Consider the following 25,276-nt stretch of genomic DNA (forward strand, 5'->3'; position numbering starts at 1 on the left):
GACCACCGGCGAACAACGCTGGACCCGTGAGATCGGCCTCGGCCTCTACGTCCGTCCGATGGTGGCCGACGGTGTCGTGTACGTCGGCGGCGCCAGGGTGTACGCCCTGGACGCGGCGACCGGCGAACAGCGCTGGATCTCCGAAACCAGCGGCCCCTACGTCAGTGTGACGCCGGTCGGCGGTGTCGTGTACGTCCGCGACGTCGAGGGCGACATGCGCGCCCTCGACGCGGTGACCGGCGAGCGACGCTGGACCTACGAGGTTTCCGATGGCGACTACTACCCCGATGATTCGGTGGTGGCCGAAGGGGTGGTGTATCTCGACGATGACGGCGAGAGCGTGGTGCGCGCCCTGGACGCGGCCACCGGCGAGCGACGCTGGACCTACGAAACCGGCGGCGGGATCCACAGGCCGGTGGTGGCCGACGGTGTCGTGTACATCTCCACCGGCGGCGACAAGTTACATGCCGTGAGAGCGGCGACGGGATGAGGCCGACCGGCCGTTTCCTCCGCCGACCGGCGACAGCTGCGGCAGTGCCACCGCACGACCTACCGTTCTCGAACAGACCGTCAACCGCTGGGCGTTGACCGGAAAGTCCGCTCCCCGGCAGGCAACGCCTTACCGGGGCAACGCCTGACACCGCTGACGAGCGCGGACGGCCATGTCGTGAGCCGCGCCGAGGAGACCTGCGCCACGCCCTGCGGGACTGACGGCCCGGCGCGTGAAGACCGCCTACTTGACGGTCTTCAGGAGGCTCGTCAGGGTGTCGACGTATTTGTCGTAGGTCATCCCGAGGATGGGTTCGAAGCCGAGCCAGGAGGCCTGACTGGCCATGGTCTGCGCCTCGGTGAACCTCAGCAGGCCCTCGGAGCCGTGACGACGACCCAGGCCGGAGGACTTCATGCCGCCCATGGGCGCGGTGAGCATCGGCGCTCGTCCAGTAGGCACAGGGCGTGTCCCATCGCTTCCGGACCGGGCAGACCGCGGGAGGGGGGATCTGGCGGCCTGCCCGTTCGGCACGGCTCAGGGCCCGCACGGGGCGGGTTGAGGCGTGGCGGCGCTCGGTCCGGCTTCCTGCCGGAGGCCGAGTGCCGCCTCGACCCGGTCAGGGAACGAGTGGGCCTCGGTCAGCCGCCCGTACCCCAGCAGGGCTGGGACTGCTTGGTGATGTCACCATTGGTGTTCACCCAGACGTCGGCCATCCAGCCTCTGGCGAACGGCTTGCCCGGAGAGCTTCCGGGGCCGTATACGGCGACCTTGTCCCAGTAGGGGTTGGACGGGTGGAACCAACCGGAGACATTCGAGCCACCGTCGACGTAGCACTCGACCTCGACACGCGTGCCGCCCTGGATATAGGGGCCGTCCTTGGCTCCCTTCTCGGGCCGTGCCCGTACGGCCACGAAGGCTTCGGAGCCGCCGAAGACGGTGCCGGCGACGGTCGACAAGCGGGTGGTCGCGGTGGGCTGCGCCTGGGCGGCGGCAGGGATGGGGGCGGCTGCCAGCAGCAGCCCCGCCATCATGACCAGCGATCTGATACGCACTGTGGTACTCCATCTGACGCGTGAACCTCTTCAAGGCACCGTCCGCCCGACGTGTGGTGCGGGGCTTCGGGTGCGTCGATTGGCGATTCTGGTGTTCCGCGCGGTTGTCGCCCAGCGTGTGGATGCCGCGAGACAACGTGGAGACAACGAGATGGACGGCCGAGCCGCCCACGACCACTCCACGCACCAAGCCGTGCGCCGCAGCGACTGGCGACGGGCAGCGCGCCCGCCACCCTGGAACCACTCCTCGCCTACGTGACCGCCTGGTCAGACGCAGCTTCCAGCTCCGGGTGGAGGCGATCGCCTCTGCGGCCGGTGACCCTCGTCGAGCAGGAGTACGGCGGCCTGTCCGAGAACGACAGGGCCGCCGCGCCGCTCAGGGCCGTGGGCACCCTCAAGCGGTCCGACTTCTCCGATCAGGCCGTGTTCGACGCGGCGGCCGACCCGAGTCCGGGTCGAGAACCACAGGCCACGAGCCACGCTCAGCATCGCCTGTATCAGGCTGTCCGTCTCCGCGGAAAGCCGCAGGCCCGAGCGGGAACGGCCACGGATCGGCGATCTGACCGGCGCGTCCACCCAGTACGGCGTGACCACCCGCCCTCCACCGGAGCGCCAACGTCATCCGGTCCTGGCAGCGCACGCATGAAGACCCCCAGCGCTCTGCTGGAGGTCTTCGTGTCATGGCCGGCGACGTCGGCCGTTCATGAACGCCAGACGTGCTCTGGCATCCCGGAGGCTCTCAGGGAGTCTGCAGGGTGGCTCGTACCCTGTCGTACATGGCCTGGTGGCCGAGCCTGTTCGGATGCACCCATTCCTGCTTGCTCAACGTGTCCAGGATCCCCGTCATCCAGCTCTGATCCGTGCACAGCTCGTGGCCCTTGAGAACATCGCTCATGTCGATGGCGTTGACACCTGCCCTCGTGGCCTCTCTCACGATGAGGGCGTCCATCTGGCGAGTGAGGTAGTTGAACCACTGTCGATCACCCTCGCTGAAAACACCGTCATCTATGCACCCCTGTCGGCGTTCGCTGTCGTGCTCGACGAAGAAGACCGGATAGGTCAGTACGTTGATCTCGGCGTCGGGGGCGCGGCGCCGCAAATCAGTGAAGAATTCACTGAGCTTGGGCTGCAGGTCAAGGATGTCACGCAGCACCAGGTCCACGCCGGTGCCTGTCTCGGTGTACTTGTTGCGGCAGTCGCTGGTCCATCTGTTCAGGACGCAGTTGGCGAGGACGCGGGCGAACCCGGCGTCGTTTCCGCCGAGGGTCAGCATGACCATGCCGGTGTCCGTGTCAAGCACGTCGCGCTGTGGACCTTCCCCCTTGTTGCCGGAGTGATTGGGCTGCTCGTAGTCGGCAAGAAGGGCGCCGCTGCAGGCGACCTGCCGCCAGTCGATGTCGTGGTAGGCGCTGCTGCCGCTCTGGAAGCGCCGCTGCCACGACAGCCCGGAGCGGTGGCATTTGTTCTCGCTGGTATTGGTCTCCAGGTCGTACGTGAGTGTGCCCTCGCCTGCGGAAAAGGAGTCGCCCAGCAGTCGCAGCGTGCCCGGGGCGGAAACGGGGGCGAAGGCCACGGCGTCGAATCCTATGTCGTCGCCTTCCTCGAAGCCGTTGCTCGTGATGTTGTTCAGCGTGACCTTCGCCCCCGAGCCGAGCCAGTACGTACCGAGCGACGTCCACGAGTTCGGGTGAAGCTCCTGGTTCACATCCTTCGCCCAGGTGGCGCCCCTGCCGTTGTGGATGACATACCTCGCCATAGCCCAAGCGCCGTCACTCGGAACGAACGCGTAGACCCGATAGCGACCCCGTGCCAGGTTGTCGGGTTGCCAGGTCGCCTCGACCGACCATTGCGCGGGCACACCATTGAGGTACGTGTGGGTGAACCACGCGTGCCCGCCGAACCCGACACCGAGCTGGTGCCAATCGACGTCGTTGCCGTCGGGGCCGCCCGGCTCGCTGATCCCGCGAGCGACGGAGAAACGCCCACCGTTGGTCCAGTCGGGGCGGGAGCAGCCGACGAGGTTGACCCCCGCCGCCTGGTTGTCCACGATGACCGTGTCCGGAGGAAGGCCGCTCTCCAGACGACCGCATACGGGCGGCGAGGGATTGAGGGCCGAGGGCTCCGGCGCGTTGTCGGCGACGGTATCGGTGCCTCCGTGGCACAGGACGACCACACAGACGATGATGGGGCGATGCCACCAGCAGTGATAGTCGGCGCGCTGGCAGATTCCCGCATGCGGCAGCGGATTCAGCACCTGCGAGTCGCAGGAGCTGGTCTGGTCGCACATGGCGAACAGGTTGGGTAGCGCCAGCAGGGCGCCCGTCTGGGTGGCGTAGTCGTAGGTGCCCTCGAACTTCAACCCTCCGTCGTAGAGGTCCTGCTGGCCGCTCTCCATCCAGCCGAAGATCTTTTCTTGGTAGGGCCAGTCCTGCGGATGACGAGCGTCGTCGAACGTGCGCACCGCCGCGCCCTCGACGCCGACATGCAGGAACGGGTGCCGCTGGGGATCGTAGTTGGGGTTGGCCGGATTGTTGGTCCACCCCATACCCCAGTTGCCGTCCGCATCGGTGCAACCGGGACCCGGCGTGCACCCCGAGGTGTTGCCGGTACTGCCCTGGGGGTTCACACCGCTGTTGTACGCCCACACGGCGAAATACCAGTTCTCCAGGCTGCCGGGGTTGCCGGCGTCGACGGTGATGCCGGCCGCGCCGAGCTGGTTCCATTTCCGCGCCAGCACCTGCGCTGCGGCGGCCGCGTTCTCGGCGTAGTCCACGGCGATCTTACGCTGGAGGCCGCTGGGCTGACCGGTGGCGCCCATGCGCATGAGGTCGGTGATCTGGCCCAGCCCGTAGCCGCAGTCGGCTTGGGAGTAGTCGATGTACTCGCTGGCACGTGATCCGTAGTAGTCCGCGATCAGCGGGTTGCCGGACAGCCCGGGGCGCACGTGCCAGCTCGCCTGCGCCCAGTTCGTCTCCTGCGCGAACACCGCGCTGATCACCTCGCGAGGGATGTGGTCACCGTTCGTGCCGAAGGGAGCGGGCAACGGGAAGTCCCGGCTCGGTGAATATCCGGGCTGCGACAGGTTGAAAGCGCCGCCCGGCCGCAGGGCGCCTCCCCCGACCCCGACCAGAGTGCCGCGCCCGGCGCGGTTGGCGGCCCATTCCACCTGCTGGTAACTGGGCTGCGGCACCTGGTTGAAGATGTCGTTGCGCGGCACCGCGCACACCGGCTCGTCGGCGGCGAGCGCCTTGGTGCCACTGCTTCGCACAGCCTTCCGCCGGTCCGGCGCTGGTGGGAGCTTGGTGTAGGGACGGACTCGCTCCTTGGGAAGATCGGGCGTCAGAGTACGACCCTGCCCGTCCAGAAGACGCCGGCCGTCCACGCCACTGACAGTGGCGCCGAGCAGCGCCGTCCCGTCAAGCGAACCTGTCTCGATCCAGGTTCCGGCGGGAACGCCGACCGGTTCGGTCTCTGCCGCCTGGCGATTCTCCGCGGCGCCCACGATACGGTTGCGGCCGTTCCTGCCGGGGAGCAGGCGCAGATCGGCCAGGCCGCCCTCGGCGACCTCATGGGCGCTCTTGCTCCTCCCGTTCCAGTGCCATACCTGCGCCTTGCGATCCGCCTGGGCCACCAGCAGGTCCAGGCCCCTGCCGCCGGCGGCCGGTGTCAATCGGAACGCCTGGCCCGGTACGGAGAACACCTCCTGCGCCCTGTCACCGTTCAGGCGCACCACATGGTCGCCGCGGGCTGCGTAGACGCCGTCGCTCACCGGCACGGCCGCGGTGAGCTGCTGGGGCACCTCGCCGACCGTACGCGTGTTCCCCGTACTGGCTTGGGCGGTCAGCACCGTTGTCCGGCCGCTCTCCGCTCCGGTGAACCGGGTGAGAGCGACGTCGTCTCCGGCGCCGCAGCCTGGGTTGAAGTAGGTCAGTGCCATCTTCGCGGCCAGCGGACGCACCTTGCCGGTGGCGATGTCCACCGCATAGGCCAGGCCGCCGTGGCCCAGGCCGCCGGGGCTGTTGTTCGCGTGCCAGGGGGCCACGACGGCGACAATTGATTTGCCGTCTCCGGTCAGGCAGTGGTTACCGATCCAGGGTTCGCCCGAGTACCCGCCCGGCTGCAACGAGGCGAGCGGGCGCCAGCGCCAGCTCTGGCTGGAGTGTGCCGTGAACAGGTGGTATCCGTCCTTGTCCGCGGCTGCCGCCACGATGACGTCCCCGGAGCCGGCGGCAGGCGGCGACGAGAGGAGCTTCTTGCGGCCTGGTCCCAGCGCCTGCCGATCGACGGGCGAATGCCTGGCGACGTTCGGGGCCGATGAGTGGTGTGCCTGCTGGGGGCCGTACGACGGGACGGCGGTGGCCGCCGGAGCCGACGTGACGAGCATGAGGGGAACGGCTAAGAGGAGCAACGGCGTCGGCAGCCTTCGCTGTCTGGACGACCGACGCCGAAGTGGGCGAAATGACTGTGGGGACATGAGTTTCCACCGTGCGCTTGGGCGAGTGCGGGGATTGCGGGATGAGCCGCGGTGCGACGAGAACTCACGGTCGGATGGGTCGGTCGTACAGGCACGCGCGAGTGAACGGTCGGCCAGGCGTGCGATTGTTCGCCGGTGTTTTTCACCGGCATGCGGTGTGAACGGGGAGCATCGCAGAAGTCCCCGGTCACACCGTCACGTGCTACGAATGTCGACGACCGGCTGCATCCTTATCCGGTCAGCCGGACACCTCGGCCCAGGCCGGACCGGCTCCGTTCCCCCAGCAGCACGCGCCGTATGCGGTCGCGGTGACGTTGCGGGCGTAGAGCTGATCGGAAAAGGCGAGAGTGCTGCCGTATACGGTGTACAGATCAGTACAGGTGTTGAAGCCGTCCCGACAGAGGTGAACCTGTACGGACGCCGCACCGTCGAAGACTCTGACTTTCGACCAGTTCGTTCCGCAATGCGGCGAATACCGCAGTTCGACGACGGCGTTCTCCTGGACGGTGGGCGTCCCGCCCTCGGTGTGGTGCCAGAGGTAGGCCTGCGACACCGTGAACGCGTCCTTGCCGCACCCGGACACCTCCGGGTCGGTGTTGTCGCACGTCGCCTCCGAAGGGTTGGCGTAGCAGGCGGCATCGCTTCCGGCCGCGCGCCGTCCCGAGGGGTCGTCCAACGCGAACGCCGGCCCGGAGGTCATGGCCACCGACCCCGCCAGCATCACCCCGAACAGTTTGAGTGCGAGTGAGACACCTCGCCGTGACATGAGCCGCTCCTTTCGAAAGCACCATCCGCTCGACGGTGGTGTCGGGCTTCGGGTGCGTCGATCAGATCGTGGTGTTCCACGCGGTTGTCGCCCAGCGTGTGGATGTCGCTAGACAACGTGGAGACAACGCGATGGACGGCCGGGCGCGATTGTGGAGATCTACTCGGTTGTCGCCCAGGGCCTGTCTGACAATTCGGAATGGCGGCGCCAGCGCATGACGGATGCCAGGGCGACGCCCGCGAGGTGGCGGTCGGCGAGCTTGTCGAAGCGCGTGGCGATGACTCACCACCGCTTGAGCTTGGCGAAACACCGTTCCACGAGGTCGAGGACGGCCACCCCGGCTGTCCTTGCGCTTGCGATTGGCGATCTGGTCTCTTCGCTCAGGGATGACCGCCTGGATGCCGCGCCGTCGCAGGTGCAAGCGGGTCTCTTGGAGGAGTGGCCCTTGTCGCCCGGCGGGCGATCGGGGCGGGTGCGGGGCAGGCCGGTGCGGCGGTGCATCCGGAAGGCGGCCATGACCGCGTCGAAGGCGGTGCGGTCCGCGATGTCGCCGCCGGTCAGGTGCGGGGTGAGTGGTATGCCTCGGGATTCGGTGATCAAGTGGATTTTGGTGTCAGTTCACCCCATCGCACCACAAACGACCGTCTAGCCGTATCCGCCATGATCATCTATTGGACATTCGCCTAGCATGTGTGATCATCGAGACAACATGTAGACAACGAGGAGAGCTCTGCGGATGGCTCGTCCTGAGAAGCCCTTGGACCCTGAAGCGGGGCCCCTGCAGGCTTTCGCCTTCGACCTGCGGAGGCTGAGGGAGAAGGCCGGCAGCCCGTCCTACCGCAAGCTCGCCGAACACGCCCATTACTCGGCCGCCGCACTCGCCCGTGCCGCAGCCGGGAACGCGCTCCCCACCCTGGACCTGACCCTTGCCTATGTGACGGCCTGCGGCGGCGATGTCGAGGAATGGCAACAGCGCTGGCACGCCATCGAGAATCAGCAAAGACCTCCGACCACCGCCGAACACATCTCACCCCCCTCCCCGACAACGCCGTCTCCCAAAGAGACGCCTCCCGAGGAGACACCGCCACCGGCCGAAGATGCGCCGCAGCGACCAGCGGGACGTGGAAGACGGTCCTGGCTGATGACGCTGGGCGCCGCCACCCTCCTCACCGTCGGCACGACCGTCGCACTGGTCGTCTGGCCGGACGGCCCCCCCTCCATGAACTGGGCCAACGCGTCCAACGTTCTGCCACCCCCCGACAAACTCGGCCAAGCCTTGGTTGACGGCGCCGATCCCAAGCGAGCGGGCTGCCCGGATGCGGTGACGGCGGTCGGCCAGGAGGTGTGGCTCGGCTCGGTGGCTTACGGCACCCTGGAGCTCAGATACTCACAGAAGTGCGTCTCGGCCTGGGCCCGGCTGAACCCCTACGGTTCTCTGATCAACAACTCGTCGCAGGACATCCGGATCCGGCTGGAGACGTTCCGTCCGGACGACAGCACCGCCAGCCGTGTCGACGAGGCTTTCCTCAGGGATCAGCACTGGGCGGGAATGCTCCGCACCGACAAGGGATGCGTGAAGGCCCGTGGACAGATCACCATCGATTCGAACGCCTCTGAGGTAGTGGAGACCATCTGCGTGAAGCGGTGACACACGGGCAGCGCGGGCACGTTCGGGGCTCAGCCGGCCGCCGCGGCCGGGCTCCTGCTCAGCGTTGACGCCGCCTACTGATCGGGAAATGTGGGCGTGATCCGAGGGCGGGTGCCTGCTATAGGCCGTTTGTCCAGGTGGCAGCCTGGAAGCATGAGATTCTCCGATAGAAGCGGAGGACTGTCCGCGCGAGAACGGGACCGGCGCGAGGCGTTGCGGTTCCAGGCCGCGGACATGTTCGCCGGAAAGATCCCGCCACCGCGGGTGGCCCGACCGCTGAACATCACCCGCGCATCCGCCTACGAGTGACACGCACTGTGGAAGCGGGGCGGCAGGAACGCGCTGACCTCCGAAGGCGCCGCCGGGACCGGGTGCGAACCCACCGACGACCAAAGGCGCCCTCGCGCGCGGCTGAGCCGATCGGCGCTGGACGAGCGCGTCGCCCTGCTGATCGCCGAGGGGGTGCCTTCGCGACCGGGCGGCATCGGGACGGCCTGCCGTACGCGCCGGTGTATCGGCGACGGTCCGGCTCGTGCCGATGCTGAGCGGATCGACCAGGTGTGGGCAGGACGGTGCTCTACTTGAGGTGGAACCTCTTCATGGTCTTCAGGAGGCTCGTCAGGGTGTCGGCGTATTTGTCGTAGGTCATCCCGAGGATGGGTTCGAAGCCGAGCCAGGAGGCCTGACTGGCTATGGTCTGCGCCTCGGTGAACTTCAGCAGGCCCTCGGAGCCGTGACGACGACCCAGGCCGGAGGACTTCATGCCCCCCATGGGCGCGTCGTAGGAGGCGTAGGCGGCGCCGTACCCCTCATTGATGTTGACCGTCCCGGCCTTGACCCGGGCGGCGAGGGCACGGCCCCGGGCAAGGTTCCCGGTCCAGATCGAGGCGTTGAGGCCGTAGGCGGTGTCGTTGGCCCGCTCGACCGCCTCCTCCTCGTCGCCGACGCGGTAGACGGAGACGACGGGGCCGAAGGTCTCGTCACGGCACAGCGCCATGCCGTCCTCGACGCCGGTCAGGATCGTGGGCTCGTAGAACAGCGGGCCGAGGTCGGGGCGCGCCTTTCCTCCGGCGAGGACCTCGGCTCCCTTGGCGACGGCGTCGTCCACGTGGGCGCTGACGGCGTCGAGCTGGCGGCGGGAGGTGAGCGAGCCCATCTGCACGGCCCAGTCGAGGCCGGAGCCGAGCTTCATGTTCCTGGTCTGGCGGACGAACCGGTCGACGAAGGCGTCGTACACGGCGTCGTGGACGTAGAGCCGTTCGATGGAGATGCACAGCTGCCCGGCGTTGGTGAAGCAGGCGCGCAGCGCGCCCTGGGCGGCCACGTCGAGGTCGGCGTCGTCGAGCACGATCATCGGGTTCTTGCCGCCGAGTTCGAGGGAGCAGCCGACCAGCCGGGAGGCGGCGGCCTCGGCGATCTTCCTGCCGCCCCGGGTCGAGCCGGTGAACGCCACGTAGTCGGCCTCGGCGATCAGCGGGTCGCCGACCTCGTCAGGCTCGCCGAGGACGACCTGCCAGATGTCGCGGGGCATCCCGAGGGAGACGAGCAGGTCGATCGTCCACAGCGTGGACAGGGCGGTCTGGGTGTCGGGCTTGTGGACCACGGCGTTGCCCGCGAGCAGGGCGGGGACGAGGTCGGTCACCCCGAGGGACAGGGGGTAGTTCCACGGGGAGATCAGCGCCACGACGCCCTTGGGGTGACGGGTCTCGGTCACCTTGGTCGCCATGGGGAAGATGCCCGCCCTGCGCCGGGGGGCGAGGAGGGCGGGCGCGCGCCGTACGTAGTGGAGCGTGCAGCCCGCGACGTCGAGCACCTCCTCGAAGGCGTGCCTGCGGGCCTTGCCGGTCTCCCACTGGACCACGTCGAGGATCTCCTCGCGCCGGTCGAGGATGGCGTCGTGCAGCAGCAGGAACGGCCTGGCCCGCTCGTGCACCGGCAGCGCGGCCCACTCCCGCTGGGCCGCGCGGGCCTTGGCGTACGCGGCGCGGACGTCCTGCGCGGTCGAGACGGGCATGTCCGCGAGGGGTTCCTCGGTGAACGGCGCGACGATCGTCCGTTTCCCTCCACCGGAGGTCACCTGCTGAACGACGCGTGCGATCATCGCCGGGTCGAGGGTCCGGTTCACACCGACAGTGACAGCCATGTTCGAAGAGTATTCCGGGTGACCGCCGCTGACTACCGGGCGGTAATGGCATGAACCGGACGCGATGACGATCCGTGTAGGGGGCATGAGGACATCCATTCGTACGGCGGGCGCCGTCACTCTCGCCGCCGCGCTGTTCACCACGGGGTGCAGCGGTTCGACGGGGTCGGCGGACGGGGAGAGCCGTACGGCACCGGTCGTGGAGCTGGGGAAGGTCAAACTGGTCTCCTACAGCGGCTGCGACGACATGCTGGCCGGGCTGCGGGCCGCGGCGGCCAAGCAGGTCGGTCCGTGGGGGTTCGGGGGGCCGCAGATCATGTACGCCCGTTCCGACGTCGCCGAGGCCAAGGCCATCGGGTCGGGGCAGGACCAGGCGAACCAGGAGCACTCGACCACGAACACCCACGAGGCCGGGGTCGACGAACCCGACATGGTCAAGACCGACGGCAACCGGGTGATCACGGTGAACCGCGGGGTGCTGCGGGTGATCGACGCCGCGACCAAGAAGATCACCGGAACGCTCAAGCTGGTCAGCCCCGAGCAGTCGTGGGCCCCGGCCGACCTGCTGGTCAGCGGGGACAGGGCGCTGGTGCTCTTCTCCGGCGGCGGGATCATCCCCTACGGCGCCGTGGCCAAGCAGGCGCCGAGCCCGGGACCGCGTTACGTGCTCGTCGACCTGTCCGGGGAGCCGAAGGTCATCGGCTCGCTGACCCCGAACGGCTCGCACGTGGACGCCAGGATGATCGGCTCGACGGTGCGGATCGTGGTCCGCAGCCAGCCCGACATCCCCTTCCCCGACCTGGGCCCCAAGCTCTCCGAGCAGGAGAGGACCCTGAAGAACAGGGCGACCGTCAACGGCGCGCCGATCACGGCATGGCTGCCGACGTTCGAGACGGCCGACGCCAAGGGCGTCTCCGTCAAGAAGTCGGTCGGCTGTGAGCGGGTCAGCCACCCCGACGACTACACCGGCACCTCGCTGCTGACCGTGCACACCCTCGACCTGTCCCAGGGGCTCGCCGACACCGCGCCGATCAGCGTCGCCGCCGACGGCGACACGGTGTACGGCACCGGCACCAGCCTGTACGTGGCCAGCAACCCGCGCTGGTGGTGGTGGCCGAGGCCGATCGACGACGTCGTCCCGATGGAGGACGCTCCGACCGGCACCCCGGCCGAGAGCGGCTCCGCGCAGGCTCCGCAGGTCGAGCCGACGCAGGAGGACCCGTCGGCTCCCCCGGTCGATCCGTCGGCCGACCCGACTCCCACCCCTGAGGAGACGCCGAAGCAGCCGCCGGAGGAGACCGAGATCCACCGGTTCGACATCAGCGCGCCGGGAGCGCCCCGTTACGTCGCCTCGGGGAAGGTGTCGGGACGGCTGATCAACCAGTACGCCATGTCGGAGTACCAGGGGCACCTGCGGGTCGCGACGACCACGAACTCCACCGTCTTCCGCTCCGCCGAGAACAGTTCGAGCACCGTCCACGTCCTGAAGGACGACACGCTGGCCAAGGTCGGCGAGATCGGCGGCCTGGGCGACGGCGAGCGGATCTACTCGGTCAGGTTCATCGGCCCGGTCGGCTACGTGGTCACCTTCAAGCAGGTCGACCCGCTCTACACGCTCGACCTGAGCGACCCGGCCAACCCGAGGAAGACCGGCGAGCTGAAGATCACCGGTTACTCCGCCTACCTGCACCCCGCCGGTGACGGACGGCTGATCGGCATCGGCCAGGAGGCGAACACCGAGGGCCGTACGCTCGGCACCCAGGTCTCGCTCTTCGACGTGAGCGACCCGGCCAACCCGCGTCGTCTGTCGCAGATGTTCCAGAAGGACTCCGGCTCGGAGGCTGAGTGGGACCCGCACGCCTTCCTGTACTGGGCGAAGACGGGCATGGCGGTGCTGCCGCTGAACACCTGGGACGGTACGGCGAACACCACCGGCTCCGCGCTGGTCCTCAAGATCGACGACTCCGCCGTCACCAGGACGGGGACCGTCGTCCACCCCAAGCCGAAGCCCGTGAAGAAGGGTGAGCCGATCCTGTTCGACCCGACCGTCCGCCGCGCGGTCGTCATCGGCGACGGCCTGTGGACGTTCTCCGAGCAGGGCGTGAAGGTCAACGCCATGGACGGCCTCGCCGAGCGGTCCTGGATCCCGTTCGACTGACGGTACGGCGGCACGCCCCGGCCTTCCCCCGGGGCGTGCCGGCCGTGCTTTCACGGCCCCGCTGGGACGTGCTTTTACACGGACATATCCCCCTTTACAAGATCTTGTCAGGCTACTTCGGGGGGTGTTACCTCTTGCGCAACGCACGTGACCCACGTGCCGCATGGCCAACGACGGCCAACTCTGCGCAGGAGGATCGGTGTCGACCAAACCCTGGTTACGCATCACCGTCATAGCCGCCGCGACAGCGGCGCTCGCACTTCCCCTCCCGGGACTCGCCCAGGAAAAGCCCGGCGGGCAGGCCCAGGGAACGCACGACTTCCAGGCCGAGGAGCACGAGAAGCCCGACCTGGACAACCGCAGGGGCACCGTGGCCCCGCCCGCCTCGCTGGCCAAGGCCGCGGGGGCGACGATCCGCTGGAACTCCCTGGGCACCCCGGCCGTCGTCACCGGCGCGCTGGACACGGCCGCGGGGGTCGTACCGCTCGCCGAGGGTCTCGGCGCCGACCCCGAGCAGGCCGCCCGCGCCTACCTCAAGGCCAACGAACCGCTCTTCGGCCTGTCCGCCGAGGAGGTGGACGCCCTGGAGAAGGTCGCGGCCAACCCCATCGGGGACGGCCACGCCGTACTGCTCCGGCAGCGGTTCGGTGGCCTGCCCGCCGGTGTGGACGGGCAGGTCGCGGTCGGCGTGGTGGACGGCAAGGTCCTGCACGTCACCTCGACCCTGGCCCGTTCGAGCGCGGCGCCGCCCGCCGCGAGGATCACCGAGCAGCGGGCGCTTGAGGTCGCCGCCGCCGACGGTGCGATCGACCTGGCCACCGCGAGCGTGAAGAAGGTCACCCTCGTCGCGGTGCCCGCCCCCGACGGCACGCACAGCGCCTTCCAGGTCACCCTGATCGGTGGCGGCCAGGGTGAGGCCGCCGCCTACACCACCCACGTGGACGCGGTCAGCGGCGAGATCCTCACCCGCGAGAACCTGGTCGACCACGCCTTCCAGCCGGACGACCCGCGCTGGAAGGGCTTCACCGCCAACCCTCCGGCCGACTACTCCTCGACCGACAACCGGGTGACCTGGTGTCTCAGGCCGGGACGCGGCTGTGACCTGGCGCCCGTCGGCGACGCCGCGACCGGCAAGGCCTGGGACGTGGACCACGCCACGGGCACGCCGAGCGGCACCAGCGTCGGCAACTCCGCCAAGACCTTCGAGAACCGCGCCAGCAACGATCCCTACACCGTCGGCACCCGCAGCAACGTGGCCACGCCCTCCCGCGAGTACGCCTACCCGTGGACCAACACGTGGTACAAGGCCAAGTGCGACCCCGCGACCTTCGACCGGCCCGGCGAGGCCGACCTCGAAGCGGCCATCGCGAACCTGCACGTCATGCACAACCGGATGCACGACTGGTCCTACAAGCTCGGTTTCACCGAGACCGCGTGGAACATGCAGAGCGACAACGGCGACCGCGGCGGCCTCGGCGGCGACCCCGAGCAGGGCAACGCCCAGGCGGGTGCCAGGGACCTCACCGTCCGCGACAACGCCAACCAGATCACCGGCCCCGACGGGCTCGCGCCGATCACCAACATGTACCTCTGGCAGCCCATCGCGGGTTCGTTCTACGCGCCGTGCGTGGACGGCGACTACGACATGTCGGTGATCGGGCACGAGTACACCCACGCCATCTCCGGCCGCATGGTCGGCGGCCCTGACGCCGGGTGGAGCGGCGCCCAGGCGGGTGCCATGAACGAGAGCACCTCCGACCTGTTCGCCATGGAGTACCTCTTCGAGAACGGCTTCCGCCCCGCGGGCGACACGCCGTACGTCACGGGTGGCTACGTCACCGGCGACAAGAAGGCCGGAATCCGCAACTACGACATGTCGAAGTCACCGCTCAACTACAGCGACATCGCCTACGACCTGGTCGGACAGCAGGTGCACGCCGACGGTGAGATCTGGACCGCCACCCAGTACGACGTGCGCCAGGCCTTCGTCGACAAGTACGGCAAGGGCGTCCCGGCCCAGCAGCGGGCCTGCGCCGACGGCGTCCTGTCCGTCAACCACTGCCCGGGCAACCGGCGCTGGGCGCAGGTCTCCTTCGACGCGCTGCTGCTGATGGCCTCCGGGTCGGTCAGCTACGTCGACCACCGTGACGCTCTGCTGGCGGCCGACGCCATCCGCTTCGGCGGCAGGGACAAGGACATCATGTGGCGGGCCTTCGCCGAGCACGGCCTCGGCAAGGGCGCGGCGAGCAACGGCCCCGGCGACCCCGACCCGACGCCCAGCTTCGTCGACCCCGAGGGCAGGAACGGCAAGGTACGGCTCGGCCCGCTCGTCGGCGCCGGGGACGCCAAGCTGCGTCTGTACGTCGGCGACTACGAGGGCCGCGCCGTACCGGTGGCCGACACCGACCCGGCGACCCCGCTCGGCGACACCGCGGAGCTGACCCCCGGCACCTACGGCTTCCTCGTGGTCGGTGAGGGCTTCGGCCACACCCGCCTCAAGCTGACCGTACGGCCCGGCAGGACGCTGGCCGTGCCGTCGGTCCTGGGGCGCAACCACGCCTCCGCCGCCCTGGGCGCGACGGCCTCGGGCGACGGCGTGAACCAGGCCAAGCTGATCGACGAGACCGAGGCGACCGACTGGGCCTCGCTCACCGGGCCGGTCAAGGGCAGGTCGGTGACCGTGGACCTGGCCGGGACCGCGCCGGTCACGATCCGCAGGGTCCAGGTCAGCTCCCTGCTGCGGCCCAACGTCAACGACCCCGCCGACCCCGGCGGCCAGAACCGCTTCAGCGCCCTGCGCGCCTTCGAGGTGCTGGCCTGCGACGCGACCAGGAAGGACTGCTCCTCCCCCGCGTCGTACTCGGTCGTCTACACCAGTCCCGCCGACGCCTTCCAGACCCGTCTGCCGCGTCCCCGCGCCTCGGACCTGATCATCAAGTCCTTCCGCATCCCCGCGACCACCGCGACCCACCTGACCCTGCGGGCCGTCTCGTCCCAGTGCACCGGCAACCCGCTCTACGCCGGTGAGCAGGACAACGACCCCAACTCCTCGACCGACTGCGCCACCGCCAGCCCCCTGCGGGACCAGCTCAGGGCCGCCGAGTTCCAGGCCTTCTCCCGCTAGACCGTCCTGTCCGACGGAGCCGGGAAGGGCGGCTCCGGCCCCTGACCTTCCGACGCGCCGCTGAAAGCCCTCGAACCTCGGGGGCTTTCAGCCCGTTCAGACGCCGGTTGGCCGGTAGACGGTGGTCTGCCGCTCGCGGGCGGCGAGCGCCGCGGGGATCCGGGCCGCCGTGGCGGAGGACAGCATCGTGACGGCCCTGTCCACGGGCACGAAGGCGTGGTCGTCGAGTTCGGCGGTCTGCAGGCGGATGGGGGTGTCCCTCAGCGTTCCGCCGTCGAACAACAGGTGGACGAGGGGACGCGTGCGATACCCGTACGGCGGAGCCCAGTCCACGGTCAGGAGCCGGCCGAGCCGGATGGAGATCCCGAGTTCCTCGTCGAGTTCGCGGACACAGGCGTCCTCCGGGGCCTCGCCCTCCTCTGCCATCCCCCCGGGGACCAGCCAGTAGGGCTGGTAGTTGGGCTTGACCAGCAGGACATGCCCGTTCTCGTCGGTGATGAGGGCACCGGCGGCGACGTGCACGGTGGCGAGCCCGGCGTAGTAGATCTCCGGCTCGACCCAGGTGGACGACGCGGCCGGGACTGTGGGATCGGTCATCGGGTGATTTTTCCCTTCTCCTGCCGACTCTTCACATCGCCGGGAGCCCACCCGTTCCGAGCCGTCACGAGGGGCGTTCGTGGATGGCCTTTCGGGTTTGGCGGGGGATGTCGATCTCCGGGCGGTGGCCGAAGAGGTTGTCCACGAGTCTGGCGGCGGCCGCGCCGTCGGCCGGGGGCCGGAGGTCCGTCACGAAGGCGCGGTAGCGCTCGCCGTACTCGGCCCGCACCCCGTCGAGGTCGCGTACGGCCGCCGCCACCTCCCGCGTCGTGCGCAGCAACGGCCCGGGGGCCAGGGACTCCAGGTCGAAGGAGAAGCCGCGTACCTCGTCCCGGTAGTGCTCGAAGTCGTAGGTGTACAGCAGGATGGGCCGTCCGGTGATCGCGAAGTCGAACATCGCCGAGGAGTAGTCGGTGACGAGCACGTCGGCGACCAGGTAGAGGTCCCGGATGTCGGGATAGGCCGTGACGTCCAGGACGAACCCCGTCCCGGCCCGGGGAATCCGGTCGAAGGTGTTGGGGTGCCTGCGCACCATGACCACGTGGTCGTCGCCGAGGGCGCGCCACAGACGGTACAGGTCGAGACGCAGGTCGAAACGGGAACGGCCCTTGCCGTGGTACCTGTCGTCGCGCCAGGTCGGCGCGTACAGCACGACCTTCTTGCCCTCGGGCAGGCCGAGCCGTTCCCTGACGGCCGCGGCGGCACCAAGGGCGGCAGGACCAGAGGCCGTGGGACCACAGGCACCGGAGGCCACGAGCCCGGATACCGCGGAGCCGGAGGCCCCGGGGCCGGGGGGTGTCATGGGTTCCGGAGGCGCCACCAGGCCGAGGGGTGCCCCGGGATCGAGCGCCACGGAGCCGGGGACAGCGGAGCCGGGGCGGGCCAGGGCGTCGTCGCGGGGGCTGCCGGTCTCCAGCACCTCCCCCTCGAAGCGGAAGGCCTCACGCAGGACCCGGGTGCTCCACGGTCCCTGCGTGACCAGGTGGGTCCACTGCCCGACCTCCCTGGTCAGCCGTTCCATGTGGATCGGCGCGGCCAGCGGTCCCCTGTCGATGCCGAAGCCGACCCGTTTGGGGGTGGCCCCGGGCCAGGTCTGCACGACCACCTGTCCCGGTCTTCGCCGGAACCACCTGGGCAGTGAGCCGTCGGTGACGACGTACCTGCAGGTCGCCAGCGCCTCGAAGTGCTCGCGGGTCGAGGTCGCGACCTGCGTGACCGTCTCCGGCAGCGTCACCTGACGGTCCCTGACGTGCCAGAGGAACTCAAGGGCGGTCCCCCGGCGCCGCAGTTCCTCGTAGATCGCCCTGGGGTCGCCGCAGAAGCCCCGGCCCGCGCGGCTGTCGAAGAGGACGGCCTCACGCAGCGGCTCCTCCTCCCGCAGCCGGACGTGGAACCGGTCGCGCAGCACCCTTCTGTCCCTGACGCCCTGTCCCTCGCCGCGCAGGTCGCCGCCCACGGTGAGGGTGGGCACGCCGTCCCCACCGGTGTCGAAGGTCACCTCGCGCCACGCCCCGGTGTGGGTGACCGGCCCGCCGAGACGTGACAGGAGCCGCCGTTCACGCCCTCCCGCCCGTACGGCCAGGCCGTACGCCCCGGCGGGCAGGGGAAGCCGTCCGGCGAGGGTGGCGACCTCGCCCGGGGTGATCGTGACGGTGAAGCGCCCGCAGGACACGCGCAGCGGGAAGGTGTGTTCGTCGAAGCGGCTGCGTGAGGTCACGACCAGGTGGGCGGGTTCCGTCCCGGCGGCGGTCCCGGTCAGTTCCAGGTCGCCGTCCCGCGTCCATTCGGCCCGCAGGACGTGGTAGGCGTGGGCGTGCGCACGCAGGACGAGGGCCCCGGAGAGGGAGGGGCCCACGGTGAGGTCGCGGCCCGCGTGGCTGTGACGGCTCCCGGCCACGGGGTCGGCGGCGACGGAGCCCGCGCCCGCCCCCTCGACCTCGATCCGCCACTCGGCCGGCACGTCGAGGAGCGTGGCCTCCGGGTTCGAGGCGGGCAGCGCGGGCAGCCGGGAGGTCAGCAGTTCGCCCAGTTCGACCATGGACAGGAAGCGTTCACCCATGACGTCGACGGGAAAGCGGTGCACGGCCCCGCCTCCGGCGTGGGAGACCAGCAGCACGGGGTTGGGGCCCGGGTCGTCGGCGACGTGGCCGGCCAGCAGCAGCCGGTCGTCGTCGAAGGAGCATCCGGTGACCACGAGCCGGTCGCGTTCGACGCGGACGCGGAACTCCCCCGACTCCGTCCAGTGGGGCCACAGCCGTACCCCCGGGCGTGGCTCGTGGTGGCCGATCGGCGTCTCGACCGGGCCGTGCCTGCGCAGCCGGTCCCGCCTGAGCATGCCGCGGTGCACGATCCACAGGTCGACGTGCCAGTCCGTCCCGGCGGCCAGTTCGTCCGCGTCGACGGAGAGGCTGAAGCCGCACCAGTCCTGTTCCTCGCGGGAGACCAGCGAGTCGGCGGGGAAGACGGAGACGGGGACCCTGACGCCACGGCCCGTGTCCCGCCTGACGAACCAGGCGAACACGTGCTGGTGCCTGCGTTCGCGCGGGCTGAGGTACCTCAGCGTCACCCGGCCGTGCACGTGGAGCCTGCCGGCCTCCCAGCGGACGTCGTCGATCCGCTGGCGGGGTTCGAGTTCGCCGCGCAGCCGGGTCACCCTGGAGGGAAGCGGCACGGGGGCGGCGAGGTGGTGACGGCCGCGGCGCCTGACGGCCTTGGCGTCCGGCGGGGCCGTACGCTCCCATTCGAGGAGTTCGATCAGTTCGGACATGCGGCGTTCGCGGACGAGGCGCCAGCGGGCCCGTTTCTGCGCGGGCAGCCGCGCGAAGACCTTCGGCCCCGCGTCGTCGAGATACTCGCGCGCCAGGTCGAGGAAGCGCCGCCGGAAGTCCTCCCCGCCCCGTTCCAGCGCGGGCAGGAAGACCGGCAGGTCGCCGTCGAGGACGGTCAGGTCCCAGGCGGGCACGTGCCTGGCGCGCCCGGTGGTGAGCAGGAAGTCCCGTACGGCGCGCACCGAGGCGAAGCGGTCCTCGACGCCCCTGACGTGCGCGCGGTCCTGGGTGATGGACAGGGAGTCACCGTCCCGCTCCCGCCACAGGTAGATCGGGCGGGCGAGCACGTCCACGGCCTCGGCGAGGAAGTGGGCGGGCAGGGCGACCGAGGTGTCCTCGTAGAGCACGCCCTCGGGGAAGCGCAGCCCGTGCTTCTCCCAGAACGAGCGCCGCCACAGCTTGTTGGTGACCAGGCGGTCCCGCAGCAGGATCTGCGCGCGGGTGACGTGGGTGCGGGCGAGACGTTCGGCGAAGGCGTCGCGGTGCATGTTCGACTGCCAGGCTCCCCTGCCGTTGAACCGGTGCACGTTGCCCGTGACAAGGTCGGAACCGCTCTCGGCGAGGGCGACCGCCATGGTCTCCAGCGCGTACGGCGGAAGCATGTCGTCGCTGTCGACGAAGGCGAACAGTTCCCCCGAGGCGGCCCGCAGTCCCGCGTTGCGCGCCGCGCCGAGCCCGGCGTTCGCCTGGCGCACCAGCAGGAAGCGCCCGTCCCGTTCGGCGAACCGCGCGGCGATCTCCGCGCCCGCGTCGGGGGACCCGTCGTCGACCATGACGACCTCGATGTCCCGCCAGGTCTGGCAGGCGAGTGATTCCAGGCAGGCCGCGAGGTACGGCTCCACGTCGTAGATCGGAACGATCACACTCAGAGCTGGCATGGTGTGGACTCCCATGGCTGGAGTGGACGGGATCCGGCATTCCGGCCTGCCCGGTTGAATATCGTCTGCCCGGTTCTCATCCCGGACGGCTCCCGCCACGGGAGCGGGAGTGCCTGCTGCGGCGGATGCCCGCGACGGTCAGCGCCCTCCTGGCGGCCCTGCTGAGGAAGCGGTACAGCCCCCGGGCGGGGGTGCGGGCGAGTACGGCCCGCAGCCGGGTCCTCTTCCGCTTGCGCCGTTTCGCCTTGGCGGAGGTCTTGGCAGAAGCTTTGGCGGAGGCTTTGGCGGGCTTCTTCTCCTCGGCCCGTTCCATCGGCAGCAGGCCCCAGGTCTCCCCGTCGAGCCACTGCGTGCCGAAGGTGGCCTCGACGAGGTCCTCCAGTTCGGGGCCGCCGCCCCGCTCGGCAAGCAGTCCGGCGCGGCCGAAGGCGGCCGTCCTTTCGAGCCTGGCGGCCACCACCCCGCCCGCTCCCGTGTCGCTCCGTTCGGCCAGCGCCAGGGAGACCAGCCCGTAGCCGTTGTCGTCGGCCAGCCGTACGAGACGGGTCAGGCAGTCGGCCGCGGGCACCCAGCCCGGGGGGCAGGCGAATCTGAAGGGGGCGGGGAAGGCGCTCTCCGCCACGCTCTCCACGAGTTCGACACGCCTCTCGTGCGTGTAGAGCTCGTGGACGAGCCGCAGGTCGACGGTCGGGTCGTCCAGGGGCGCGCGGCGCCCGTCCCGCAGGGCGGACCACGGCCCGGCGACGGCGATCCTGACGTCGGCGACCGAGCCGCGCAGGAACCCGTCGACCGTGGCGCGGACCTGCTCGTAGGAGGCGTCCCCCACCTCGACCACGACCTCGACGTACGGCACCGCCCACTGCCTGACCGGGGGTTTGCGCAGCCACCTGAAGGTCGGCACCCGGTTGGCGAGGAAGACCCAGTTGTGCCGTTTGACCTCCTGCTCCCTGCGCATCACCGTGGAGGCGCCCAGGTGGCGGCTGCGGGACTCCCGGTCGGCGACGAAGACGGCGCCGGCCTGCGCGAGGCGGTAGCCGAGTTCGGTGTCCTCGGCCAGGACCAGGGAGGTGTCCATCCCCCCGGCGCGGCGCAGCAGGGAGGCGGGCAGGGACGCGCTGGCGCCGACGTGCACCTTGAAGGCCTCGAAGCGCGCCTCCCGAAGCCCGGCGGTCCGCTCGATGTACTCGCTGGTCCAGGTGTCGGTGACGTTGCTCTCCGCACCCCCTGTGTCCCCCGCGTCCTCCGGGGAGGCGTCCTCGAAGAGTTTCTCCGTGGTGCCCGCGCTCACCGCGGCGTGCACCTCGGCCGGGGTGAGGCCCGGGTCCCAGGTCGCGACCATCTTGAACGTGCCGAGCACGGTGAGGTAGTCGGCCAGGTGGTGCCAGCGCATCTGCGCCTCGACCTGTTCGCGGAAGAGGACCATGTCGGCGTCGAGCCAGTGGATGACCTCGCCCTCGGCCACGTCGGCCCCGCTCTGGCAGGCCCAGGCGCGCCCCCACCCGCCGGGACGGCTGCGCACGAGGCGGGTGCGTTCCGGGACGATCTCGGGCAGCGGCAACGGAGGTTCGGCGCCGTCGTCCACGACGACGACCTCCATCAGGTGGCTCGGATAGCTCTGCGCGGCCAGGCTTGCCAGGGTCAGCGGCAGAGTACGGCTGCGGTGGACGGGGACGACGACGCTGACCGTACGGCTCGGCGTCCACGCTCCCAGCACGGGGGGTGTCACGACGCCGAAGTCGTTGAGCCGGATCAGCGGCTGCGCCCCCCGCACCGGACGGGCGCGCGAGTCGTGCATGTTCATGGGCCCCTTCATCTATGCCTTGTCGCGCTCTCCGGTCGTGGAGAGCGCTTCCGTTTCCATCAGGGGGTTGGCGTGGAATCCCCTCCACTGCCGCCTGAACGACCGCAGGAAGGCGTTGATCGGCTCCTGCCAGGTGTGGCCTGAGGCCTCCCGGCGCCGGAGGATGTAGTTGAGGCCGTGGGTGCGGTAGACCCTGCCTCCGGCCGCGGTGACCGACTGCAGCAGCTGGCCGTCCACCGTGCGCGGGATCGGGCGGAAGCCTCCGGCGTTGTCGAACGCCGCACGGGACAGCAGCATGGTTCCGCCGGCCACGACGCCGGTGTACAGCTCGGTGGCCATGTCACGGCGTACGGTGACGCCGATCCGTTCCAGGTAGACGAACTCGGGCGCGGACCCGACCAGGTCGGCGCCGGAGTACCGCTGGGCGAGCAGCAGGTCCGACAGGTGGCCGGGGCCGTACCAGTCGTCGTCGTCCATCTTCGTCAGCCAGGCGCCCGAGGCCCGCTCCGCGGCCTGGTTGAGCGCCTCTCCGAAGACCATGCGCGCGTCGGCCTCGATCACGGTGATCGTCCCCTTGTGGGCGGCGACGGCCGCCGCGACGTCCGGGTGGTCGGCCCGGAAGCCGTGCAGGGTCAGGACGACCTCGACCTCGGGGCCGCGTTGCCTGCCCGCCTGCCGCAGGGCGAAGCCCACCATGTCGGGGCGCCGCGTGCACAGCAGCACGGAGACCGTCCCCGGCCCGGGGACGCGCAGGCCTCGCGCGGCGGCGAGCGAGCGCCACCTGCCCTCGACGCCGTGCAGGTCGAGCGCGAGGCGCCGCAGCCTGACGCTGTACTGCTCGCGGTCCAGGGCGTCGGTCAGCCGGGAGACGCTGAAGCCGTCCAGCAGGTCGGCCAGTTCGGCGCCGAGCAGGTCGCGCCAGGCCCCGGTGGGGGTGGCGACGACGGGGACACCCGCGGCGGCCAGCCCGCAGACCGTACGGGCGAGGCCGAGGGCTTCGGCGGCACTCCCGGTGAGGCCCCCGGTGGGATCCACTGTGGGATCCACTGTGAGGTCGACGGTGACGCCCGCGAGGCCGCGCAGCCGGGAGACGTCGGTGTCGGTGAGGGCGCCGGACGGCGGGACGCGCACCACGACGTCCCCGGCGGCGATCTCGTAGGCCCCCGAGCGTGCGGTCAGTTCGGCCACGGGTCCGTCCGCGGCGGGCAGGAACCCGATGGGGCAGACGGAGCGCTCGTCGATCGGCGCGAGCAGGTCGGGCGTGAGAGGGCCGAGGACCGTGGCGGGACCCGGCCCTCTCACGCCCGACCCGAAGCCCGGCTCAAGACCCTGCCCGAAGCCCGGGTCGAGGCCCGGGTCGAGGCCCGGGTCGAGGCCCGGGTCGAGGCCCGGGTCAGGACCAGGGCCGGAACCCAGGCCCGGTCCCAGGTCCGGTCCCAGGTCCGGGACGGGCGCGACGGGGCCGGGGACGAGGTTGGCCTGGGCGAGGAGCGCCGGGCGGGCGGGGACGAGCCGGGAGGCGGCACGGCGGGCGGGTTCCCGCCGGTCGATCGGGGCCGGCCCCTCCCCCAGCCAGTCCGGTGTCCCGGAGGAGGCGGCGCGGAGGCAGAGGTCTCCGCCCGAGGCGTCCCGCCGGGCGGGGACGGGGCCGGACAGGGGCGTGGGGGTGACGTTGGGGTCCCCGGGGCGCCAGTGGGCCGTCCCCGTCCCCGCCAGGGCGACCACCGGGCCGTGCAGCCTCTCGCGGGCCGTGCCGCCCAGCCCCCTGGTCACGGCGCGCAGCACCTCCCCCGCCGGTACGGCCCTGCCGAAGGTCACCTCGACGCGCCACGCCCAGGCGGGCGGCCGTCCGCCGCTCACGTGGACCTCGCGCAGCGCGCGCCAGAACGCGGCCCCGTCGGGGACGGGCACCGGAGCCGCCCGCCACGGCGGCGTCTCGGCGACCATGACCGTCAGCGTCCGCACCCGCGGCAGCATCCCCCCGTACGGCACGGCCCTGCGCAGGTCGGCGGGGGTCCTGGCGAGCAGCAGGAACCTCTCGCTCTCTTCGGCGATCACATGGTCGGCGGGGACGGCGTCCAGGTCCGTCCAGGTCGCGTCCGTCCCGTCGCGCAGCCTCGCCAGTACGGCGGGGCTCTCCTCGAACCCGATGTGGCAGCCGAGCACCTCGCGGTTCACATGCCGCCCCTGACGAAGACGTCCAGGCCCTTCTCCGCCGGGTGCGTGGTGCGGGTCACCTCGGGGAAGCGCAGCACCCAGCGGTCGCTGACCACCTTGTCGTCCGCCCTGGCCGCGTCGTCGAGGAAGAACGCGACCTGCTCGGAGCAGCGGGGCAGCAGCAGCGGAAGCGCGGGGTAGCGCGCGGCGGGCCCGGTGGCGCCGGGTGGCCCGTCCACGAAGACGAGGCCGACGTCCTCGACGCCGACGAGCGCCTCCCGGTCGTACCACAGGTAGGTCTCCATCCCCTCCAGCCAGGGCAGCAGGGGCGCGTCACGGATCTCGACGACGTCGGAGAGGCCGTGGGCACGGACCAGGTCGCGGCTGGCCTCGGCGTAGCGCGGCTCGTGTTCGAGCGCGACGACCTTCGCCCCGGTGCGTTCGGCGACGTAGCCGAGCCACACGCTCGACGACCCGCTGCCGCACTCGACGATGGTCTTCGGCCTGGTCCTGAGGATCCACCCGGTCATCATCCGCAGCACGTCGGGGGAGGCGGCCCAGCCTCTGAGCGGAGGAAGCGGAGCGCGGGGGGTGATGAGCGACCGCAGGTCGGCGAAGGCCTCGAACTGCGTGTACGAGCGGCCGATCTCCCGTTCCAGGGAGCGGTGCTGCCCGCCGACCCGCTCGAAGCCGTCCTCGACCAGCTGGTCGGTCCTGGTGAGGGAGCGCAGGCACTCGGCGTGCCGTGCCTCGCCCTTCTTCTCAAGGGAGCCGACCCTGCGCCCGACGCGGTTCAGCTCCCCGCACATCCGGCCGACCTTGGCCTCACCCCGCCGCAGCGCGCGCGTCAGGGAGCGCCCGACGGCGAACGCCAGGCAGCCCGTCCCGGCTGCGAACCCGGCGGAAAGGGCGACCGGCAGGCGGGGGTCGAAGTCTCCCGCGCTGTAGGACAGCGCCGTGATCGCGATCACCACACCGGCGGCGACCCTGATTGTACGGCTGGGCATTCTTATCAACGGCATACGTACTTGGGCCTTTCGGGAAATTGCCCGCATGGATCGCATTCCAGCGCCACCGGCCATTCAACGGGCAACGTTGTGAAAATAACGTAGTGGCCTGTTCAAGACGGTGTTCCGTGCTTGGCCCGGCCTTTGCCGACC

The 25,276-nt window shown here is 70.4% G+C and carries 15 protein-coding genes and 1 pseudogene; 6 read left to right on the forward strand and 10 right to left on the reverse strand.

Annotated elements, in window-relative coordinates:
• On the forward strand, window positions 1-490 hold a 490-nt coding region (locus tag ABZ463_RS04730), incomplete at its 5' end, for a PQQ-binding-like beta-propeller repeat protein (protein ID WP_362772995.1).
• A gap of 243 nt (window positions 491-733) precedes the next feature.
• Here ABZ463_RS04730 and gabD2 read toward each other — a convergent pair.
• The 4 genes and pseudogenes from gabD2 to ABZ463_RS04750 all read right to left on the reverse strand — a co-directional run.
• Window positions 734-919 (reverse strand): annotated as a pseudogene (gene gabD2, locus ABZ463_RS04735) (succinic semialdehyde dehydrogenase); the annotation flags it as partial.
• A gap of 209 nt (window positions 920-1,128) precedes the next feature.
• Window positions 1,129-1,542, reverse strand: coding sequence for a hypothetical protein (locus ABZ463_RS04740; RefSeq protein WP_362772998.1), 414 nt, complete (start codon window positions 1,540-1,542; stop codon window positions 1,129-1,131).
• Between the two features lie 739 nt (window positions 1,543-2,281).
• Window positions 2,282-5,926, reverse strand: a complete 3,645-nt coding sequence (locus ABZ463_RS04745; protein WP_352010144.1) for a GDSL-type esterase/lipase family protein — start codon at window positions 5,924-5,926, stop codon at window positions 2,282-2,284.
• A 328-nt stretch (window positions 5,927-6,254) separates the two neighbouring features.
• On the reverse strand, window positions 6,255-6,737 hold the full coding sequence (locus ABZ463_RS04750) for a DUF2690 domain-containing protein (RefSeq protein ID WP_352010177.1): 483 nt from the start codon (window positions 6,735-6,737) through the stop codon (window positions 6,255-6,257).
• 483 nt (window positions 6,738-7,220) lie between these two features.
• Here ABZ463_RS04750 and ABZ463_RS04755 point away from each other — a divergent pair, with 483 nt between their 5' ends.
• From ABZ463_RS04755 to ABZ463_RS04765, 3 genes are all read left to right on the forward strand, one after another.
• Complete coding sequence (locus ABZ463_RS04755; protein ID WP_362773002.1) at window positions 7,221-7,469, forward strand: hypothetical protein; 249 nt, start codon at window positions 7,221-7,223, stop codon at window positions 7,467-7,469.
• A gap of 49 nt (window positions 7,470-7,518) precedes the next feature.
• Window positions 7,519-8,430 carry a helix-turn-helix domain-containing protein gene (locus ABZ463_RS04760; protein WP_362773005.1) on the forward strand — a complete coding sequence of 304 codons (912 nt, stop codon included), beginning with the start codon at window positions 7,519-7,521 and terminating at the stop codon, window positions 8,428-8,430.
• Between the two features lie 153 nt (window positions 8,431-8,583).
• On the forward strand, window positions 8,584-8,739 hold the full coding sequence (locus ABZ463_RS04765) for a hypothetical protein (RefSeq protein WP_352010147.1): 156 nt from the start codon (window positions 8,584-8,586) through the stop codon (window positions 8,737-8,739).
• A 268-nt stretch (window positions 8,740-9,007) separates the two neighbouring features.
• Here ABZ463_RS04765 and ABZ463_RS04770 read toward each other — a convergent pair whose 3' ends face one another.
• Entirely contained in the window at window positions 9,008-10,573 is a 1,566-nt protein-coding gene (locus tag ABZ463_RS04770) for a succinic semialdehyde dehydrogenase (protein WP_362773009.1), read from the reverse strand.
• Between the two features lie 85 nt (window positions 10,574-10,658).
• On the opposite strand from ABZ463_RS04770, the gene ABZ463_RS04775 reads away from it, so the two are divergent.
• Together ABZ463_RS04775 and ABZ463_RS04780 are read left to right on the forward strand one after the other, a co-directional pair.
• Window positions 10,659-12,731, forward strand: a complete 2,073-nt coding sequence (locus tag ABZ463_RS04775) for a beta-propeller domain-containing protein (protein WP_352010149.1) — start codon at window positions 10,659-10,661, stop codon at window positions 12,729-12,731.
• 199 nt (window positions 12,732-12,930) lie between these two features.
• A complete protein-coding gene (locus tag ABZ463_RS04780) occupies window positions 12,931-15,855 on the forward strand; it encodes a M36 family metallopeptidase (RefSeq protein WP_362773013.1) in 2,925 nt (974 codons plus the stop codon).
• A gap of 96 nt (window positions 15,856-15,951) precedes the next feature.
• On the opposite strand, the gene ABZ463_RS04785 is transcribed toward ABZ463_RS04780, so the two are convergent.
• The 5 genes from ABZ463_RS04785 to ABZ463_RS04805 all read right to left on the reverse strand — a co-directional run bounded on the left by ABZ463_RS04785 (window position 15,952) and on the right by ABZ463_RS04805 (window position 25,123).
• The gene (locus tag ABZ463_RS04785) at window positions 15,952-16,452 is read right to left on the reverse strand and encodes an NUDIX hydrolase (RefSeq protein WP_362773016.1); all 501 of its coding nucleotides are present in this window, start codon (window positions 16,450-16,452) and stop codon (window positions 15,952-15,954) included.
• A 64-nt stretch (window positions 16,453-16,516) separates the two neighbouring features.
• Complete coding sequence (locus ABZ463_RS04790) at window positions 16,517-20,158, reverse strand: CDP-glycerol glycerophosphotransferase family protein (RefSeq protein WP_362773019.1); 3,642 nt, start codon at window positions 20,156-20,158, stop codon at window positions 16,517-16,519.
• Between the two features lie 76 nt (window positions 20,159-20,234).
• On the reverse strand, window positions 20,235-21,953 hold the full coding sequence (locus tag ABZ463_RS04795) for a glycosyltransferase (protein WP_362773023.1): 1,719 nt from the start codon (window positions 21,951-21,953) through the stop codon (window positions 20,235-20,237).
• Between the two features lie 18 nt (window positions 21,954-21,971).
• The gene (locus ABZ463_RS04800; RefSeq protein WP_362773026.1) at window positions 21,972-24,137 is read right to left on the reverse strand and encodes a glycosyltransferase; all 2,166 of its coding nucleotides are present in this window, start codon (window positions 24,135-24,137) and stop codon (window positions 21,972-21,974) included.
• A complete protein-coding gene (locus tag ABZ463_RS04805) occupies window positions 24,134-25,123 on the reverse strand; it encodes a class I SAM-dependent methyltransferase (protein ID WP_352015506.1) in 990 nt (329 codons plus the stop codon). Before ABZ463_RS04805 ends, ABZ463_RS04800 begins: the two co-directional genes overlap by 4 nt.
• Window positions 25,124-25,276 lie beyond the last annotated feature (153 nt).

The sequence above is a fragment of the Streptosporangium sp. NPDC020145 genome, from assembly GCF_040631275.1.
GTDB lineage: Bacteria > Actinomycetota > Actinomycetes > Streptosporangiales > Streptosporangiaceae > Streptosporangium.